Source organism: Escherichia sp. WS338 (assembly GCF_046486405.1).
Lineage (GTDB): Bacteria > Pseudomonadota > Gammaproteobacteria > Enterobacterales > Enterobacteriaceae > Escherichia > Escherichia coli.
In genome coordinates, this window is sequence record NZ_JBJQLL010000003.1 from 58362 (window position 1) to 76275 (window position 17914).

The 17914-nt window shown below is 50.8% G+C and carries 16 protein-coding genes; 9 read left to right on the forward strand and 7 right to left on the reverse strand.

Annotation, left to right across the window (positions count from 1 at the left end; all coding sequences use genetic code 11):
• Positions 1–10: 10 nt before the first annotated feature.
• From ACJHWT_RS03030 to ACJHWT_RS03055, 6 genes are all read right to left on the reverse strand, one after another.
• Positions 11–340: a cytochrome o ubiquinol oxidase subunit IV gene (locus ACJHWT_RS03030; protein ID WP_000019869.1), complete on the reverse strand. Its 330-nt coding sequence runs from the start codon at positions 338–340 to the stop codon at positions 11–13.
• Positions 340–954: a cytochrome o ubiquinol oxidase subunit III gene (locus ACJHWT_RS03035; protein ID WP_000179819.1), complete on the reverse strand. Its 615-nt coding sequence runs from the start codon at positions 952–954 to the stop codon at positions 340–342. Before ACJHWT_RS03035 ends, ACJHWT_RS03030 begins: the two co-directional genes overlap by 1 nt.
• Positions 944–2935, reverse strand: coding sequence for a cytochrome o ubiquinol oxidase subunit I (gene cyoB, locus ACJHWT_RS03040; RefSeq protein WP_000467180.1), 1992 nt, complete (start codon positions 2933–2935; stop codon positions 944–946). Before cyoB ends, ACJHWT_RS03035 begins: the two co-directional genes overlap by 11 nt.
• Before the next feature lie 21 nt (positions 2936–2956).
• Positions 2957–3904, reverse strand: a complete 948-nt coding sequence (gene cyoA, locus ACJHWT_RS03045) for a cytochrome o ubiquinol oxidase subunit II (RefSeq protein WP_001239436.1) — start codon at positions 3902–3904, stop codon at positions 2957–2959.
• A gap of 459 nt (positions 3905–4363) precedes the next feature.
• A complete protein-coding gene (ampG, locus tag ACJHWT_RS03050; protein WP_000098423.1) occupies positions 4364–5839 on the reverse strand; it encodes a muropeptide MFS transporter AmpG in 1476 nt (491 codons plus the stop codon).
• Between the two features lie 43 nt (positions 5840–5882).
• On the reverse strand, positions 5883–6461 hold the full coding sequence (locus tag ACJHWT_RS03055) for a lipoprotein (protein WP_001295326.1): 579 nt from the start codon (positions 6459–6461) through the stop codon (positions 5883–5885).
• Positions 6462–6765: 304 nt separating this feature from the next.
• Here ACJHWT_RS03055 and bolA point away from each other — a divergent pair, with 304 nt between their 5' ends.
• The 9 genes from bolA (at position 6766) to fadM (ending at position 17106) form a co-directional block, all read left to right on the forward strand.
• The gene (gene bolA, locus ACJHWT_RS03060) at positions 6766–7083 is read left to right on the forward strand and encodes a transcriptional regulator BolA (protein WP_000973448.1); all 318 of its coding nucleotides are present in this window, start codon (positions 6766–6768) and stop codon (positions 7081–7083) included.
• A gap of 343 nt (positions 7084–7426) precedes the next feature.
• Entirely contained in the window at positions 7427–8725 is a 1299-nt protein-coding gene (gene tig, locus ACJHWT_RS03065; RefSeq protein WP_001198386.1) for a trigger factor, read from the forward strand.
• A gap of 245 nt (positions 8726–8970) precedes the next feature.
• Positions 8971–9594 carry an ATP-dependent Clp endopeptidase proteolytic subunit ClpP gene (gene clpP / locus ACJHWT_RS03070; RefSeq protein ID WP_000122253.1) on the forward strand — a complete coding sequence of 208 codons (624 nt, stop codon included), beginning with the start codon at positions 8971–8973 and terminating at the stop codon, positions 9592–9594.
• A 125-nt stretch (positions 9595–9719) separates the two neighbouring features.
• Positions 9720–10994, forward strand: a complete 1275-nt coding sequence (gene clpX, locus ACJHWT_RS03075; RefSeq protein ID WP_000130305.1) for an ATP-dependent protease ATP-binding subunit ClpX — start codon at positions 9720–9722, stop codon at positions 10992–10994.
• Positions 10995–11181: 187 nt separating this feature from the next.
• Positions 11182–13536 (forward strand): endopeptidase La, encoded by a 2355-nt coding sequence (gene lon, locus ACJHWT_RS03080; RefSeq protein ID WP_001295325.1) that lies wholly within the window; start codon positions 11182–11184, stop codon positions 13534–13536.
• Between the two features lie 190 nt (positions 13537–13726).
• Positions 13727–14017, forward strand: a complete 291-nt coding sequence (gene hupB, locus ACJHWT_RS03085; RefSeq protein WP_254892905.1) for a nucleoid-associated protein HU-beta — start codon at positions 13727–13729, stop codon at positions 14015–14017.
• Between the two features lie 191 nt (positions 14018–14208).
• Complete coding sequence (gene ppiD / locus ACJHWT_RS03090; protein ID WP_000969372.1) at positions 14209–16080, forward strand: peptidylprolyl isomerase; 1872 nt, start codon at positions 14209–14211, stop codon at positions 16078–16080.
• A 150-nt stretch (positions 16081–16230) separates the two neighbouring features.
• Positions 16231–16602 carry a helix-hairpin-helix domain-containing protein gene (locus tag ACJHWT_RS03095; RefSeq protein WP_000680294.1) on the forward strand — a complete coding sequence of 124 codons (372 nt, stop codon included), beginning with the start codon at positions 16231–16233 and terminating at the stop codon, positions 16600–16602.
• A 105-nt stretch (positions 16603–16707) separates the two neighbouring features.
• Positions 16708–17106, forward strand: a complete 399-nt coding sequence (gene fadM, locus ACJHWT_RS03100; protein WP_001194552.1) for a long-chain acyl-CoA thioesterase FadM — start codon at positions 16708–16710, stop codon at positions 17104–17106.
• Positions 17107–17157: 51 nt separating this feature from the next.
• Here fadM and queC read toward each other — a convergent pair whose 3' ends face one another.
• The gene (gene queC, locus ACJHWT_RS03105) at positions 17158–17853 is read right to left on the reverse strand and encodes a 7-cyano-7-deazaguanine synthase QueC (protein ID WP_000817227.1); all 696 of its coding nucleotides are present in this window, start codon (positions 17851–17853) and stop codon (positions 17158–17160) included.
• Between the last annotated feature and the right edge of the window lie 61 nt (positions 17854–17914).

The window sequence follows — 17914 nt, forward strand, 5'->3', positions numbered from 1 at the left end:
ACCGCCGCTCTTAGTGCATCATCATGTTGTAGTTGAGGTTCCACATAATCCAGATGGAGCCTACAACCAGGATAGCGATGATTAGCACGGTGAAGACAAACGCCGTCATGTTCCAGCCTTCATCTGATTTGGTATTCATGTGCAGGAAGCACACCAGATGCACCAGAACCTGTACCACTGCCATTGCCAGGATTGTTCCCAGAATTACGGCCGGAGAGGCAGCTCCTGTCATCACCATCCAGAACGGAATCACCGTCAGAATGATCGACAGGATAAAGCCTGTCATGTAGGTTTTTACGCTGCCATGGGACGCGCCGCTGTGATCGGTAGAATGACTCATTACATCGCCCCCATCAGATAAACAACAGTGAACACACAGATCCAAACCACATCCAGGAAGTGCCAGAACAGGCTCAGGCACATGATGCGGGTACGGTTAGTGCTGGTCAGGCCGCGACGGGCGATTTGCACCATCAGCACCGCCATCCAGATAAGACCGGAAGTGACGTGCAGACCGTGCGTGCCGACCAGAGCAAAGAACGCTGACAGGAAGCCGCTGCGATCCGGACCCATGCCGTTAACAATCAGGTGATGGAATTCATAGATTTCCATCCCGATAAATCCAGCACCAAACAACCAGGTCAACGCCAGCCAGGAGATAACCTGGCTTTTGTTGTTTTTGTACATGGCGATAGCCGCCATGCCGTATGTGATGGAGCTGAACAACAGCAAGAAAGTTTCAACCAGAACGAACGGCAGTTCGAAAATGTCCTTACCTGTCGGGCCGCCTGCGGTGCCGTTAACCAGAACGGCATAGGTAGCAAACAAGATAGAGAACAGAATGCAGTCGCTCATCAGGTAGATCCAAAATCCGAAGATTTTGGTTCCGCCTGCATCGTGGTGCCCGTGTTCGTGCGCGTGGGCAGTCGCGTGCGTCAAAGTATCAGTTGCCATTTTTCAGCCCTGCCTTAGTAATCTCATCGAAATGCTGGTTTTCCAGTTTTTCGATTTCTGCCACCGGCACGTAGTAATCCACGTCCTCGTCGAAGCTTTTCACGATCCAGGTGATGATCATGCCTGCGAAGCCAACAATCGCCAGCCACCAGATATGCCAGATCATGGCGAAACCGAAGATGGTGGAGAAAGCTGCAATGACGATACCTGCACCGCTGTTTTTCGGCATATGAATTTCTTCATAGTGGTCAGGCTTTTTGTACGCTTCGCCTTTCTCTTTCATTTCCCAGAATGCATCACGCTCGTGAACGTGCGGCACAACGGCAAAGTTATAGAACGGAGGCGGGGAAGAGGTTGCCCACTCCAGCGTACGGCCACCCCACGGGTCGCCAGTCAGGTCACGGTTCTGGTCGCGGTCACGAATAGAAACGTACATCTGAATAACGAGGCAGAGAATACCCAGCGCAATCAGTACTGCACCGCTGGCTGCAATCATCAGCATGGTGTGGAACTGCGGGTCAATCTGCTGGCTCAAACGACGGGTCATGCCCATGAAGCCCAGCGCATACAGCGGCATAAAGGCAACGAAGAAGCCGATGATCCAGAACCAGAACGCGCGTTTACCCCAGGTTTCGTTCAGTTTGAAACCGAACGCTTTAGGCCACCAGTAGGTCATCCCTGCGAAGCAGCCGAAGACCACGCCGCCGATGATCACGTTATGGAAGTGCGCAATCAGGAACAGGCTGTTATGCAGAACGAAGTCCGCGCCCGGTACTGCCAGCAGCACGCCAGTCATACCGCCTACCGAGAAGGTGACGATAAAACCGATGGTCCACAGCATCGCAGAATGGAACACGATGCGGCCCTGATACATGGTGAACAGCCAGTTGAAGATCTTCACCCCGGTCGGGATGGCGATAATCATGGTGGTGATACCAAAGAAGGCGTTTACGTTCGCGCCCGCACCCATCGTAAAGAAGTGGTGCAGCCAGACGATGAACGACAGCACGGTGATACAGACGGTTGCCCATACCAGCGAGGTATAACCAAACAGACGTTTACGCGAGAAGGTTGCCGCAATTTCGGAGAACACACCGAAAACAGGCAGGATCAGGATGTAAACTTCCGGGTGGCCCCAGGCCCAAATCAGGTTGATGTACATCATCATGTTGCCACCCATATCGTTGGTAAAGAAATGGGTGCCCAGATAGCGATCCAGGGTCAACAACGCAACGGTAACCGTCAGAATTGGGAAGGAAGCAATAATCAGTACGTTCGCGCACAGTGATGCCCAGGTAAATACTGGCATCTTGAACATGGTCATGCCCGGTGCGCGCATCTTCAGAATGGTAACGAAGAAGTTGATACCGGTAAGCGTTGTACCTATACCGGATAGCTGGAGACTCCATATCCAGTAATCGACACCGACTCCCGGACTGTACTCTATTCCCGATAGCGGTGGATAGGCCAGCCAGCCGGTCTGCGCAAATTCGCCCACGCCGAGAGAAACGTTAACCAGAATCACACCAACAACGGTAAACCAGAAGCTTAGGTTGTTGAGGAACGGGAACGCAACGTCACGCGCGCCGATCTGCAGCGGAACCACCAGGTTCATCAGACCGATAACGAAAGGCATCGCCACGAAGAAGATCATAATCACGCCGTGCGCGGTGAAGATCTGATCGTAGTGGTGAGGTGGCAGGAAGCCCGCTTCGCCCGCCGAGGCAAGAGCCTGCTGGCTACGCATCATAATGGCGTCAGCAAAACCACGCAGCAACATCACAATCGCCACGATGATATACATGATACCGAGGCGTTTATGGTCGACGGAGGTCAGCCACTCTTTCCACAGGTAGGTCCACTTACCGAAGTAAGTGATCAGGCCAACGAGCGCCAGACCTCCCAAAATAATGCCAGCGATCGTAACCATGACGATAGGTTCATGGAACGGGACTGCATCAAGTGATAATTTTCCGAACATCTTTATTCTTCCTCAACCCCTTTAATGGGCGGATTCCGCGTGGCTCATGTCCATGCCTTCCATACCTTCGTGTGCGCTGTGCTCACCTTCTGGCTGGGTCATGTCCATGCTCTTACCGTGAGCCATAAACTTGTTAATCACATCAGCAAACAAGTCTGGTTTCACGTTGGAGAAATATTCCACCTGGTTGTATTCGCTAGGCGCGGCCAGTTTTTCGAACGCTGCCATGTCAGACATGGTGTTCGGCGACTGTTTCGCTTTTGCGACCCACTGGTCGAATGCGGCGCGATCCGGTGTAGCAATAGCTTTGAACTTCATGCCTGAGAAGCCCGGGCCGCTGTAGCTGGCGGAGATACCGTCATAAGTACCGGGTTCGTTGGCGATCAGATGCAGGCGAGTCTGCATACCGGCCATGGCATAAATCTGGCTACCCAGACGCGGAATGAAGAAGGAGTTCATCACGGAGTTGGAGGTCACTTTGAAGTACACCGGAGTGTTCGCCGGGAAAGCGATTTCATTCACGGTAGCAATGCCCTGTTCCGGGTAGATGAAGAACCATTTCCAGTCCATGGAAACCACTTCGATGGTAATGGGCTTCTCGTCGTGTGCCAGCGGCTTGCTAGGCTCAAGAGCGTGAGTGGTTTTCCAGGTCAGTACCGCAAGGAAGATGATGATTAAGATAGGTACCGTCCAGACCACAGCTTCCACTTTATTGGAGTGTGACCAGTTCGGGCTGTACTTAGCATCTTTATTGCTCGCACGATACTTCCAGGCGAAACCAACAGCCATCAAGATTGCGGGAATAACGACAATCAACATCAGGCCAAATGCCGTCAGTATCAGTGAACGTTGCTCCAGACCAATCTGTCCTTTGGGATCTAACAGCGCAGAATTACAGCCACTGAGCAATACAGTGCCTGCAAATAATGACAACCATCCCAAACTTTTATTGTATTTCCTGAGTCTCATTTAACGACCTCAATTCCACGGGATCTGGTGGCGTTTAAAGTGTGTGGGCATTTTACGGGAAGGTTACATTACTGTAAACATGATTAAATTCCTGTTACTTAGATTTGGCTGCCAGGTCACATATGTTGCAAAACATATCAGGTTGATTTTAAGAAGCTGTTGCAAAAGGGCGTTATAACAAAAGGGGAGTGCAGAAGGAGTCTGGGCGGGCAATTGGTATAACCAATATAAAATAAAACAATTATTTAACAAATAATTATCATTAAGGTGACAACTGGGTGGTGAGAAAATAAAAACTCATTAGCTGAATCGTGTAAGAAAAATAGAATTCATAAATGGCGTCAATAATTTCCAGACGCTAAGCCGCACAAAAGAACAAATATTAATAAGCGATGCTGATGTTTATTTAGCCGTAATAATTACGGCGAGTGATTACTACGGCTAAATAATATTTACAGATTACGTCAGATGCGTTTTTCGTAGCGCCAGATAATCCAGTAAACCACCAAGCACGACGCCAGAAAGGGCGACTAAAACCCCGACTTCCAGCAGAGCAGGCAGGAAAGAGAAGTGCGTCAAATCCAGCGCGTCCATCGTCAACAGCAGTAACCACACGGCCAACAGGCTGACGCCCGCCGCCAGTGTCCACATAGCAAAGGCATAACCTGCCGGATATTCGGTACGGGAGATAAAGTTGTCATTTACTCGTGTATATTCAAGCGTCTGGCGACAAATCAGCAGCAAAATAAGCCCTGGTACGGCAGCGGCGACGGAGAACAGATAGAATGTCGACCAGCCGTGTGCTTCAACAAACCAACCCGCCACGGGGCCGACATAAACTCGCCCTACAGCAGAAAGCGCTGAGAGCAGGGCAAATTGAGTAGCGGAAAATGACTTATTACACAGCGTCATTAACAGCGCGACAAAGGCTGATGTACCCATCCCGCCACAGAGGTTTTCGAAAAAGACGGCTGCGCCCATGCTGTAGAGATGCTTATCAGTAATCGACAGCAGCCAGTAACCGGCGTTAGACGCACCTTGTAAAATACCGAAAATCAGCAGCGCCCGGAACAGTGACAGGCGCTGCATCAAAATCCCACCGTACAATGCGCCAACAATGGTCGCCAGTAAGCCAAGCGTTTTGTTAACCACGCCTACTTCACCCGCATCAAACCCGACGCCACGAATCAAAAACGTGGTTGTCAGGCTCATGGCGAATGCGTCGCCCAGCTTATACAGCACGATAAGAAGCAAAATAAGCCAGGCATTATTGCGACCAAAGAAATCGCGCAGAGGTGCAACAACCGCTTGTTCCAGCGTTTTGGGCACTGGAATGGTGTCGGTGGGTTCTGGTGCAAGTAACGTCGCGATAATACAGGGGATCAACAGCGCCGCCATCAACCAGTACATGCCCTGCCAGCCCAGCCATTTATCTGCCAGCCACAGGGCTAAGCCGCCGGAAACCAGCATCCCTAAACGGTAACCCAGCACGCTGATTGCCGCGCCCGCACCACGTTCTTCTGCCGGGAGCACATCGGTTTTCCACGCATCGAAGACAATATCCTGGGAGGCAGAGCAAAAAGCGATCACCACTGCCAGTGCCGCCATCCAGCGGAGTTGGGTGCCAGGTTCGAGAAAACCCATCGCCGCAATGGCGACTAATAACAGAATTTGCGTGGCGAGCAGCCAACCGCGCCGCCGCCCAAAAAATGGGGGCGTGTAGCGGTCCATCAGCGGTGACCAGAGGAATTTAAAAACGTAAGCCTGGCCTACCAGAGAGAAGAAACCAATGGTTTTGAGATCGATATTCTCGACCGTCATCCAGGCCTGTAAGGTGCCGGACGTCAGGGCGAGCGGTAGCCCGGAAGCAAAACCCAGGATCAGCAATATGGCTGAACGTGGCTGTTGAAAAATACGTAAATATTGACTGGACATGGGCGTCTACAGGCCCGGCTTGCACCGGGCCAGAGGGCAGAAATTAACGCGCGTTCTGCTTGATGAATTCGTGGATGCTGGTGTCCTGAGACATATCAGCGATGGTATCGGTCAGCACACTGTTAACCGCATCGGCGATATTTTTGTTGGAGGCCTGGAACGCACCTTCAACGTTGTAGCTGGCACGATAGTTTTTGGTCATTTTGTTGCCATTCTGCGCGGTAGCGATGATGGCGATATCCGCTTTAGTAGCGATGTTGTAGCGCACGTTGCCCTGGGACACGTCAGCATACAATTGGCTAACGATGATTTGCAGATTAACCGGGCCATTCGGACCAACCATGTAACCACGCGCGGTCATCTGTTTTTCCAGCACTTCTTGCAGCAGGAAACGCAGATCGCGGGAGGCGGTCAGGGTAACGATTTGATTATCGCGGGTGACTTTTGCCAGCGCCTGATCGGTACGCTGATCGGCACCATTAATGCTTACGGTGACGCCCATCAGGCTTGGATCCTGCTGTGGCAGTGTAATCGTCGGGGAAACTTCAATAGTTGTTGGCGGTTTTGCGCATCCTGCAAGCATAAACAGAGCAACTAACGGGAAGAGGATTTTTTTGAACATGTTCGGGCTCTCAGAGACTCTTAAGCGTGTTTGGTAAAAATTCCCGCCATCATAACATTGCCAACGGCGAGGGGAAGTGGGTAAGGCATGTAAATTCATCATGTTGACGAAATAATCACCCCTGGTAAAAGAAACGCTGATGCGAGGCCTGTGTTTCAATCTTTAAATCAGTAAACTTCATACGCTTGACAGAAAAACCAGGACGAAACCTAAATATTTGTTGTTAAGCTGCAATGGAAACGGTAAAAGCGGCTAGTATTTAAAGGGATGGATGACATCTCAGCGTTGTCGGAGGAGATATTTCATGATGATACGTGAGCGGATAGAAGAAAAATTAAGGGCGGCGTTCCAACCCGTATTCCTCGAAGTAGTGGATGAAAGCTATCGTCACAATGTCCCAGCCGGCTCTGAAAGCCATTTTAAAGTTGTGCTGGTCAGCGATCGTTTTACGGGTGAACGTTTTCTGAATCGTCATCGAATGATTTACAGTACTTTAGCGGAGGAACTCTCTACTACCGTTCATGCGCTGGCTCTGCATACTTACACTATTAAGGAGTGGGAAGGGTTGCAGGACACCGTCTTTGCCTCTCCTCCCTGTCGTGGAGCAGGAAGCATCGCGTAAAAACGCATTTGCAACTGTCGGCGCTTTTCCAGTATGTTGCTAAAGATTTTATGAAAAACGGCCTGCGGGCCGTTTTGTTTTGTCTGGATTTTGCGCTTTTTGCCCAGCATTCAGACGAAAATTGCCCGGGAATTGTGAAAAAATACGCGACAGCGCGCAATAACCGTTCTCGACTCATAAAAGTGATGCCGCTATAATGCCGCGTCCTATTTGAATGCTTTCGGGATGATTCTGGTAACAGGGAATGTGATTGATTATAAGAACATCCCGGTTCCGCGAAGCCAACAACCTGTGCTTGCGGGGTAAGAGTTGACCGAGCACTGTGATTTTTTGAGGTAACAAGATGCAAGTTTCAGTTGAAACCACTCAAGGCCTTGGCCGCCGTGTAACGATTACTATCGCTGCTGACAGCATCGAGACCGCTGTTAAAAGCGAGCTGGTCAACGTTGCGAAAAAAGTACGTATTGACGGCTTCCGCAAAGGCAAAGTGCCAATGAATATCGTTGCTCAGCGTTATGGCGCGTCTGTACGCCAGGACGTTCTGGGTGACCTGATGAGCCGTAACTTCATTGACGCCATCATTAAAGAAAAAATCAATCCGGCTGGCGCACCGACTTATGTTCCGGGCGAATACAAGCTGGGTGAAGACTTCACCTACTCTGTAGAGTTTGAAGTTTATCCGGAAGTTGAACTGCAGGGTCTGGAAGCGATCGAAGTTGAAAAACCGATCGTTGAAGTGACCGACGCTGACGTTGACGGCATGCTGGATACTCTGCGTAAACAGCAGGCGACCTGGAAAGAAAAAGACGGCGCTGTTGAAGCAGAAGACCGCGTAACCATCGACTTCACCGGTTCTGTAGACGGCGAAGAGTTCGAAGGCGGTAAAGCGTCTGATTTCGTACTGGCGATGGGCCAGGGTCGTATGATCCCGGGCTTTGAAGACGGTATCAAAGGCCACAAAGCTGGCGAAGAGTTCACCATCGACGTGACCTTCCCGGAAGAATACCACGCAGAAAACCTGAAAGGTAAAGCAGCGAAATTCGCTATCAACCTGAAGAAAGTTGAAGAGCGTGAACTGCCGGAACTGACTGCAGAATTCATCAAACGTTTCGGCGTTGAAGATGGTTCCGTAGAAGGTCTGCGCGCTGAAGTGCGTAAAAACATGGAGCGCGAGCTGAAGAGCGCCATCCGTAACCGCGTTAAGTCTCAGGCGATCGAAGGTCTGGTAAAAGCTAACGACATCGACGTACCGGCTGCGCTGATCGACAGTGAAATCGACGTTCTGCGTCGCCAGGCTGCACAGCGTTTCGGTGGCAACGAAAAACAAGCTCTGGAACTGCCGCGCGAACTGTTCGAAGAACAGGCTAAACGTCGCGTAGTTGTTGGCCTGCTGCTGGGCGAAGTTATCCGCACCAACGAGCTGAAAGCTGACGAAGAGCGCGTGAAAGGCCTGATCGAAGAGATGGCTTCTGCGTACGAAGATCCGAAAGAAGTTATCGAGTTCTACAGCAAAAACAAAGAACTGATGGACAACATGCGCAATGTTGCTCTGGAAGAACAGGCTGTTGAGGCTGTACTGGCGAAAGCGAAAGTGACTGAAAAAGAAACCACTTTCAACGAGCTGATGAACCAGCAGGCGTAATTTACGCAGCATAACGCGCTAAATTCGCACAAAGGCCCGTCACCGCCAGGTGGTGGGCTTTTTTTTGTCATGAATTTTGCATGGAACCGTGCGAAAAGCCTCTTTCGGTGTTAGCGTAACAACAAAAGATTGTTATGCTTGAAATATGGTGATGCCGTACCCATAACACAGGGACTAGCTGATAATCCGTCCATAAGGTTACAATCGGTACAGCAGGTTTTTTCAATTTTATCCAGGAGACGGAAATGTCATACAGCGGCGAACGAGATAACTTTGCACCCCATATGGCGCTGGTGCCGATGGTCATTGAACAGACCTCACGTGGTGAGCGCTCTTTTGATATCTATTCTCGTCTACTTAAGGAACGCGTCATTTTTCTGACTGGCCAGGTTGAAGACCACATGGCTAACCTGATTGTGGCGCAGATGCTGTTCCTGGAAGCAGAAAACCCAGAAAAAGATATCTATCTGTACATTAACTCCCCAGGCGGGGTGATCACTGCCGGGATGTCTATCTATGACACCATGCAGTTTATCAAGCCTGATGTCAGCACCATCTGTATGGGCCAGGCGGCTTCGATGGGCGCTTTCTTGCTGACTGCAGGGGCAAAAGGTAAACGTTTCTGCCTGCCGAATTCGCGCGTGATGATTCACCAGCCGTTGGGCGGCTACCAGGGCCAGGCGACCGATATCGAAATTCATGCCCGTGAAATTCTGAAAGTTAAAGGGCGCATGAATGAACTTATGGCGCTTCATACGGGTCAATCATTAGAACAGATTGAACGTGATACCGAGCGCGATCGCTTCCTTTCCGCCCCTGAAGCGGTGGAATACGGTCTGGTCGATTCGATTCTGACCCATCGTAATTGATGCCAGAGGCGCAACTGTGCCGCTATACTTATCCAGGGCGGCACAACGCTGTAAGCGGCTTGCGCCTGAGAATGGCATTTGCGTCGTCGTGTGCGGCACAAAGAACAAAGAAGAGGTTTTGACCCATGACAGATAAACGCAAAGATGGCTCAGGCAAATTGCTGTATTGCTCTTTTTGCGGCAAAAGCCAGCATGAAGTGCGCAAGCTGATTGCCGGTCCATCCGTGTATATCTGCGACGAATGTGTTGATTTATGTAACGACATCATTCGCGAAGAGATTAAAGAAGTTGCACCGCATCGTGAACGCAGTGCGCTACCGACGCCGCATGAAATTCGCAACCACCTGGACGATTACGTTATCGGCCAGGAACAGGCGAAAAAAGTGCTGGCGGTCGCGGTATACAACCACTACAAACGTCTGCGCAACGGCGATACCAGCAATGGTGTCGAGTTGGGCAAAAGTAACATTCTGCTGATCGGTCCGACCGGTTCCGGTAAAACGCTGCTGGCTGAAACGCTGGCGCGCCTGCTGGACGTCCCGTTCACCATGGCCGACGCAACCACGCTGACCGAAGCCGGTTATGTGGGCGAAGACGTTGAAAACATCATTCAGAAGCTGTTGCAGAAGTGCGATTACGACGTACAGAAAGCGCAGCGCGGGATTGTCTACATCGATGAAATCGACAAGATTTCTCGTAAGTCAGACAACCCGTCCATTACCCGAGACGTTTCCGGTGAAGGCGTACAGCAGGCACTGTTGAAACTGATCGAAGGTACGGTAGCTGCTGTTCCACCGCAAGGTGGGCGTAAACATCCGCAGCAGGAATTCTTGCAGGTTGATACCTCTAAGATCCTGTTTATTTGTGGCGGTGCGTTTGCCGGTCTGGATAAAGTGATTTCCCATCGTGTAGAAACCGGCTCCGGCATTGGTTTTGGCGCGACGGTAAAAGCGAAGTCCGACAAAGCAAGCGAAGGCGAGCTGCTGGCGCAGGTTGAACCGGAAGATCTGATCAAGTTTGGTCTTATCCCTGAGTTTATTGGTCGTCTGCCGGTTGTCGCAACGTTGAATGAACTGAGCGAAGAAGCTCTGATTCAGATCCTCAAAGAGCCGAAAAACGCCCTGACCAAGCAGTATCAGGCGCTGTTTAATCTGGAAGGCGTGGATCTGGAATTCCGTGACGAGGCGCTGGATGCTATCGCTAAGAAAGCGATGGCGCGTAAAACCGGTGCCCGTGGCCTGCGTTCCATCGTAGAAGCCGCACTGCTCGATACCATGTACGATCTGCCGTCCATGGAAGACGTCGAAAAAGTGGTTATCGACGAATCGGTAATTGATGGTCAAAGCAAGCCGTTGCTGATTTATGGCAAGCCGGAAGCGCAACAGGCATCTGGTGAATAATTAACCATTCCCATACAATTAGTTAACCAAAAAGGGGGGATTTTATCTCCCCTTTAATTTTTCCTCTATTCTCGGCGTTGAATGTGGGGGAAACATCCCCATATACTGACGTACATGTTAATAGATGGCGTGAAGCACAGTCGTGTCATCTGATTACCTGGCGGAAATTAAACTAAGAGAGAGCTCTATGAATCCTGAGCGTTCTGAACGCATTGAAATCCCCGTATTGCCGCTGCGCGATGTGGTGGTTTATCCGCACATGGTCATCCCCTTATTTGTCGGGCGGGAAAAATCTATCCGTTGTCTGGAAGCGGCGATGGACCATGATAAAAAAATTATGCTGGTCGCGCAGAAAGAAGCTTCAACGGATGAGCCGGGTGTAAACGATCTTTTCACCGTCGGGACCGTGGCCTCTATATTGCAGATGCTGAAACTGCCTGACGGCACCGTCAAAGTGCTGGTCGAGGGGTTACAGCGCGCGCGTATTTCTGCGCTCTCTGACAATGGCGAACACTTTTCTGCGAAGGCGGAGTATCTGGAGTCGCCGACCATTGATGAGCGGGAACAGGAAGTGCTGGTGCGTACTGCAATCAGCCAGTTCGAAGGCTACATCAAGCTGAACAAAAAAATCCCACCAGAAGTGCTGACGTCGCTGAATAGCATCGACGACCCGGCGCGTCTGGCGGATACCATTGCTGCACATATGCCACTGAAACTGGCTGACAAACAGTCCGTTCTGGAGATGTCCGACGTTAACGAACGTCTGGAATATCTGATGGCAATGATGGAATCGGAAATCGATCTGCTGCAGGTTGAGAAACGCATTCGCAACCGCGTTAAAAAGCAGATGGAGAAATCCCAGCGTGAGTACTATCTGAACGAGCAAATGAAAGCTATTCAGAAAGAACTCGGTGAAATGGACGACGCGCCGGACGAAAACGAAGCCCTGAAGCGCAAAATCGACGCGGCGAAAATGCCGAAAGAGGCAAAAGAGAAAGCGGAAGCAGAGTTGCAGAAGCTGAAAATGATGTCTCCGATGTCGGCAGAAGCGACCGTAGTGCGTGGTTATATCGACTGGATGGTACAGGTACCGTGGAATGCGCGTAGCAAGGTCAAAAAAGACCTGCGTCAGGCGCAGGAAATCCTTGATACCGACCATTATGGTCTGGAGCGCGTGAAAGATCGCATCCTTGAGTATCTTGCGGTTCAAAGCCGTGTCAACAAAATCAAGGGACCGATCCTCTGCCTGGTAGGGCCGCCGGGGGTAGGTAAAACGTCCCTGGGGCAGTCCATCGCCAAAGCCACCGGGCGTAAATATGTCCGTATGGCGCTGGGCGGCGTGCGTGACGAAGCGGAAATCCGTGGTCACCGCCGTACTTACATCGGTTCTATGCCGGGTAAACTGATCCAGAAAATGGCGAAAGTGGGCGTGAAAAACCCGCTGTTCCTGCTCGATGAGATCGACAAAATGTCTTCTGACATGCGTGGCGATCCGGCCTCCGCACTGCTTGAAGTGCTGGATCCAGAGCAGAACGTAGCGTTCAGCGACCACTACCTGGAAGTGGATTACGACCTTAGCGACGTGATGTTTGTCGCGACGTCGAACTCCATGAACATTCCGGCACCGCTGCTGGATCGTATGGAAGTGATTCGCCTCTCCGGTTATACCGAAGATGAAAAACTGAACATCGCCAAACGTCACCTGCTGCCGAAGCAGATTGAACGTAATGCACTGAAAAAAGGTGAGCTGACCGTCGACGATAGCGCCATTATCGGCATTATTCGTTACTACACCCGTGAGGCGGGCGTGCGTGGTCTGGAGCGTGAAATCTCCAAACTGTGTCGCAAAGCGGTTAAGCAGTTACTGCTCGATAAGTCATTAAAACATATCGAAATTAACGGCGATAACCTGCATGACTATCTCGGTGTTCAGCGCTTCGACTATGGTCGCGCGGATAACGAAAACCGTGTCGGTCAGGTAACCGGTCTGGCGTGGACGGAAGTGGGCGGTGACTTGCTGACCATTGAAACCGCGTGCGTTCCGGGGAAAGGCAAACTGACCTATACCGGTTCGCTCGGTGAAGTGATGCAGGAGTCCATTCAGGCGGCGTTAACGGTGGTTCGTGCGCGTGCGGAAAAACTGGGGATCAACCCTGATTTTTACGAAAAACGTGACATCCACGTCCACGTACCGGAAGGTGCGACGCCGAAAGATGGTCCGAGTGCCGGTATTGCTATGTGTACCGCGCTGGTTTCTTGCCTGACCGGTAACCCGGTTCGTGCCGATGTGGCAATGACCGGTGAGATCACTCTGCGTGGTCAGGTACTGCCGATCGGTGGTTTGAAAGAAAAACTACTGGCAGCGCATCGCGGCGGGATTAAAACAGTGCTAATTCCGTTCGAAAATAAACGCGATCTGGAAGAGATTCCTGACAACGTAATTGCCGATCTGGACATTCATCCTGTGAAGCGCATTGAGGAAGTTCTCACTCTGGCGCTGCAAAATGAACCGTCTGGCATGCAGGTTGTGACTGCAAAATAGTGACCTCGCGCAAAATGCACTAATAAAAACAGGGCTGGCAGGCTAATTCGGACTTGCCAGCCTTTTTTTGTCTCGCTAAGTTAGATGGCGGATTGGGCTTGCCCTTATTAAGGGGTGTTGTAAGGGGATGGCTGGCCTGATATAACTGCTGCGCGTTCGTACCTTGAAGGATTCAAGTGCGATATAAATTATAAAGAGGAAGAGAAGAGTGAATAAATCTCAATTGATCGACAAGATTGCTGCAGGGGCTGATATCTCTAAAGCTGCGGCTGGCCGTGCGTTAGATGCTATTATTGCTTCCGTAACTGAATCTCTGAAAGAAGGGGATGATGTAGCACTGGTAGGTTTTGGTACTTTTGCCGTTAAAGAGCGTGCTGCCCGTACTGGCCGCAACCCGCAGACCGGTAAAGAGATCACCATCGCTGCTGCTAAAGTACCGAGCTTCCGTGCAGGTAAAGCACTGAAAGACGCGGTAAACTAAGCGTTGTCCCCAGTGGGGATGTGACGAAGTTCAAGGGCGCATCTACTGATGTGCCTTTTTTATTTGTATTCGGTGACTTTCTGCGTCTTGTGGGCTGACAATTGCCCCCGTTTCTTGTCACAATATGCCTTTGCGCGCATCGATACGTTGCGTGAGGTACACAGTCATCTACAGCGGAGTGTTGTTACACCATGATGGACAGCTTACGCACGGCTGCAAACAGTCTCGTGCTCAAGATTATTTTCGGTATCATTATCGTGTCGTTCATATTGACCGGCGTGAGTGGTTACCTGATTGGCGGAGGCAATAACTACGCCGCAAAAGTGAATGACCAGGAAATCAGTCGTGGGCAATTCGAGAACGCCTTCAACAGCGAGCGTAATCGCATGCAGCAACAGCTGGGCGATCAATACTCCGAGCTGGCAGCGAACGAAGGCTATATGAAAACCCTGCGTCAACAGGTGCTGAATCGTCTGATCGACGAGGCGCTGCTGGATCAGTACGCTCGTGAGCTGAAACTGGGTATCAGCGATGAGCAGGTTAAACAGGCGATTTTCGCGACCCCAGCCTTCCAGGTTGACGGCAAATTTGATAACAGCCGCTATAACGGTATCCTCAACCAGATGGGGATGACCGCCGATCAGTACGCCCAGGCGCTGCGTAACCAGCTCACAACCCAACAGCTGATTAACGGCGTTGCCGGTACCGATTTTATGCTGAAAGGTGAAACCGACGAGCTGGCGGCACTGGTAGCTCAACAACGCGTGGTGCGTGAAGCGACTATCGATGTTAACGCGCTGGCGGCGAAGCAGCCTGTGACCGAACAGGAAATTGCCAGCTACTACGAACAAAACAAAAACAATTTCATGACGCCGGAACAATTCCGCGTGAGTTACATCAAGCTGGATGCCGCGACGATGCAGCAACCGGTTAGCGATGCGGATATCCAGAGCTACTACGATCAGCATCAGGATCAATTCACCCAGCCGCAGCGTACCCGTTACAGCATCATCCAGACCAAAACTGAAGATGAAGCGAAAGCGGTACTTGATGAGCTGAATAAGGGCGGTGATTTTGCTGCATTAGCCAAAGAAAAATCTGCCGATATTATCTCTGCCCGCAACGGCGGTGATATGGGTTGGTTAGAAGATGCCACTATCCCGGACGAACTGAAAAATGCTGGTCTGAAAGAAAAAGGCCAACTGTCTGGTGTTATCAAATCTTCGGTCGGTTTCCTGATTGTGCGTCTGGACGACATTCAGCCAGCGAAAGTGAAATCGTTAGACGAAGTACGTGACGACATTGCGGCGAAAGTGAAACACGAAAAAGCCCTCGATGCGTACTACGCGCTGCAGCAGAAAGTGAGCGATGCGGCAAGCAACGACACCGAGTCTCTGGCCGGTGCAGAGCAAGCTGCCGGCGTTAAAGCCACTCAGACGGGTTGGTTCAGCAAAGATAACCTGCCGGAAGAGTTGAACTTCAAGCCAGTTGCCGACGCTATCTTCAACGGCGGTCTGGTAGGTGAAAACGGCGCGCCGGGCATCAACTCTGACATCATCACCGTAGACGGCGACCGCGCATTCGTGCTGCGCATCAGCGAGCACAAACCGGAAGCGGTGAAACCGTTGGCAGATGTTCAGGAACAAGTTAAGGCACTGGTTCAGCACAACAAAGCTGAACAACAGGCGAAAGTGGATGCTGAGAAACTGCTGGTTGATTTGAAAGCAGGCAAAGGTGCGGAAGCTATGCAGGCTGCCGGTCTGAAATTTGGCGAGCCGAAAACCTTAAGTCGTTCCGGTCGTGACCCGATTAGCCAGGCTGCGTTTGCACTGCCGCTGCCAGCGAAAGACAAACCGAGCTACGGTATGGCGACCGATATGCAAGGTAATGTAGTTCTGCTGGCGCTGGATGAAGTGAAGCAAGGTTCAATGCCGGAAGATCAGAAAAAAGCGATGGTGCAGGGTATCACCCAGAACAACGCACAAATCGTCTTTGAAGCTCTGATGAGTAACCTGCGTAAAGAGGCGAAAATCAAAATTGGCGATGCGCTGGAACAGCAATAATCCTGAAGCCGCCTCGCAAAAAAATGCTTTGCAGCTGTAACAAGAAAAGGTCGCTTTCGCGGCCTTTTCCATTTCTGAACATTGCCATTTGTTTACTGTTTTCACTGCCGTTAAGGTGATTCCACTGTTAACAAACAAGGAGAAAACAGTATGAAACACGGAATTAAAGCACTGCTCATTACCCTGTCCCTGGCCTGTGCCGGAATGTCTCATAGTGCTCTGGCGGCAGCTCCTGCGGCAAAACCGACAACGGTAGAAACCAAAGCGGAAGCTCCTGCAGCACAAAGTAAAGCAGCAGTTCCGGCGAAAGCCAGTGACGAAGAAGGCACCCGGGTCAGCATTAATAATGCCAGCGCGGAAGAGTTAGCCCGCGCGATGAATGGCGTTGGCCTGAAGAAAGCGCAGGCGATTGTCAGTTATCGCGAAGAGTACGGTCCGTTTAAAACGGTGGAGGATCTCAAGCAGGTGCCGGGGATGGGCAATTCGCTGGTGGAACGTAATCTGGCGGTATTAACCCTGTAATTAATTTGCATAGTGGCAATTTTTTGCCAGACTGAAGAGGTCATACCAGTTATGACCTCTGTACTTATAACAGTTCTTATAACAACAACGTAAGGTTATTGCGCTATGCAAACACAAATCAAAGTTCGTGGATATCATCTCGACGTTTACCAGCACGTAAACAACGCCCGCTACCTTGAATTTCTCGAAGAAGCCCGCTGGCATGGGTTGGAAAATAGCGACAGTTTTCACTGGATGACGGCCCATAACATCGCTTTCGTCGTGGTCAATATCAATATTAACTATCGCCGCCCGGCGGTATTAAGCGACCTGTTAACCATTACCAGTCAGTTGCAGCAATTAAACGGTAAAAGTGGCATCTTAAGCCAGGTCATTACACTGGAGCCGGAAGGACAGGTGGTAGCGGATGCGCTTATTACGTTTGTTTGTATTGATCTTAAAACGCAGAAAGCATTAGCTCTGGAAGGGGAATTGCGCGAAAAGCTGGAGCAGATGGTTAAGTAAACGTTTTGTGGTGCCGGATGCTCAAGCCGCATCCGGCGACACCCGGAATAATTACTTCAACCCGGTTTTCTGCTTCATCGCTGCCATCACCGTCGGTTTATCGGCCAGATAATGATTCAAACCGTTGGCACGTAAATTACACGCCGCACAATGACCGCAACCGTCGCCTTTAATGCCGTTATAACAGGTCAGCGTTTCGTTACGGACTAAATCCAGCTTGCCGTAATAATCTGCCAGCGCCCAGGTTTCCGCTTTATCAATCCACATCAGCGGCGTTTCAAAACGAATATCTTTCGCCATGCCCAAACTGACGGCATGGTTTAGTGCTTTCACAAACTCATCGCGGCAATCCGGGTAGCCGGAGAAATCCGTTTCGCAGACGCCGGTAATTACGGCTTCTGCTTTTACCTGATACGCATATATTGCCGCCAGTGTCAGGAACAAAATATTACGCCCTGGGACAAACGTATTCGGGATACCATCGGCTTCAGGTTCATAATCAGGCACCGGAATGCTGTCACGCGTCAGGCTGCTGACCGCCAGCTCGTTGAGCAGCGTTACATCAAGCACCTTATGCGCGCGTGCCCCCAGTTTCAGCGCCAGTTCGCGTGCCACGTCGATTTCTGCGCGATGGCGTTGACCGTAATCGAACGTCACGCAATGGACTTCATCATATTGTTGTAATGCCTGCACCAGACAGGTGGTGGAATCCTGGCCTCCACTGAACACAACGACAGCACGTTTCATAGATAATCCTGCTTGAACAATAAAAGCGTTATGGTAACGCCTGCGATTAACCCGGACCAGC

Bases quoted from the DNA above. Each gene is read 5' to 3' on its own strand.
- cyoA (WP_001239436.1), bottom strand. From the start codon at position 3,904: ATGAGACTCAGGAAATACAATAAAAGTTTGGGATGGTTGTCATTATTT.
- ACJHWT_RS03055 (WP_001295326.1), bottom strand. From the start codon at position 6,461: ATGTTCAAAAAAATCCTCTTCCCGTTAGTTGCTCTGTTTATGCTTGCA.
- ppiD (WP_000969372.1), top strand. From the start codon at position 14,209: ATGATGGACAGCTTACGCACGGCTGCAAACAGTCTCGTGCTCAAGATT.
- clpP (WP_000122253.1), top strand. From the start codon at position 8,971: ATGTCATACAGCGGCGAACGAGATAACTTTGCACCCCATATGGCGCTG.
- ACJHWT_RS03095 (WP_000680294.1), top strand. From the start codon at position 16,231: ATGAAACACGGAATTAAAGCACTGCTCATTACCCTGTCCCTGGCCTGT.
- cyoB (WP_000467180.1), bottom strand. From the start codon at position 2,935: ATGTTCGGAAAATTATCACTTGATGCAGTCCCGTTCCATGAACCTATC.
- ACJHWT_RS03035 (WP_000179819.1), bottom strand. From the start codon at position 954: ATGGCAACTGATACTTTGACGCACGCGACTGCCCACGCGCACGAACAC.
- tig (WP_001198386.1), top strand. From the start codon at position 7,427: ATGCAAGTTTCAGTTGAAACCACTCAAGGCCTTGGCCGCCGTGTAACG.
- clpX (WP_000130305.1), top strand. From the start codon at position 9,720: ATGACAGATAAACGCAAAGATGGCTCAGGCAAATTGCTGTATTGCTCT.
- fadM (WP_001194552.1), top strand. From the start codon at position 16,708: ATGCAAACACAAATCAAAGTTCGTGGATATCATCTCGACGTTTACCAG.
- bolA (WP_000973448.1), top strand. From the start codon at position 6,766: ATGATGATACGTGAGCGGATAGAAGAAAAATTAAGGGCGGCGTTCCAA.
- ampG (WP_000098423.1), bottom strand. From the start codon at position 5,839: ATGTCCAGTCAATATTTACGTATTTTTCAACAGCCACGTTCAGCCATA.
- lon (WP_001295325.1), top strand. From the start codon at position 11,182: ATGAATCCTGAGCGTTCTGAACGCATTGAAATCCCCGTATTGCCGCTG.
- queC (WP_000817227.1), bottom strand. From the start codon at position 17,853: ATGAAACGTGCTGTCGTTGTGTTCAGTGGAGGCCAGGATTCCACCACC.
- ACJHWT_RS03030 (WP_000019869.1), bottom strand. From the start codon at position 340: ATGAGTCATTCTACCGATCACAGCGGCGCGTCCCATGGCAGCGTAAAA.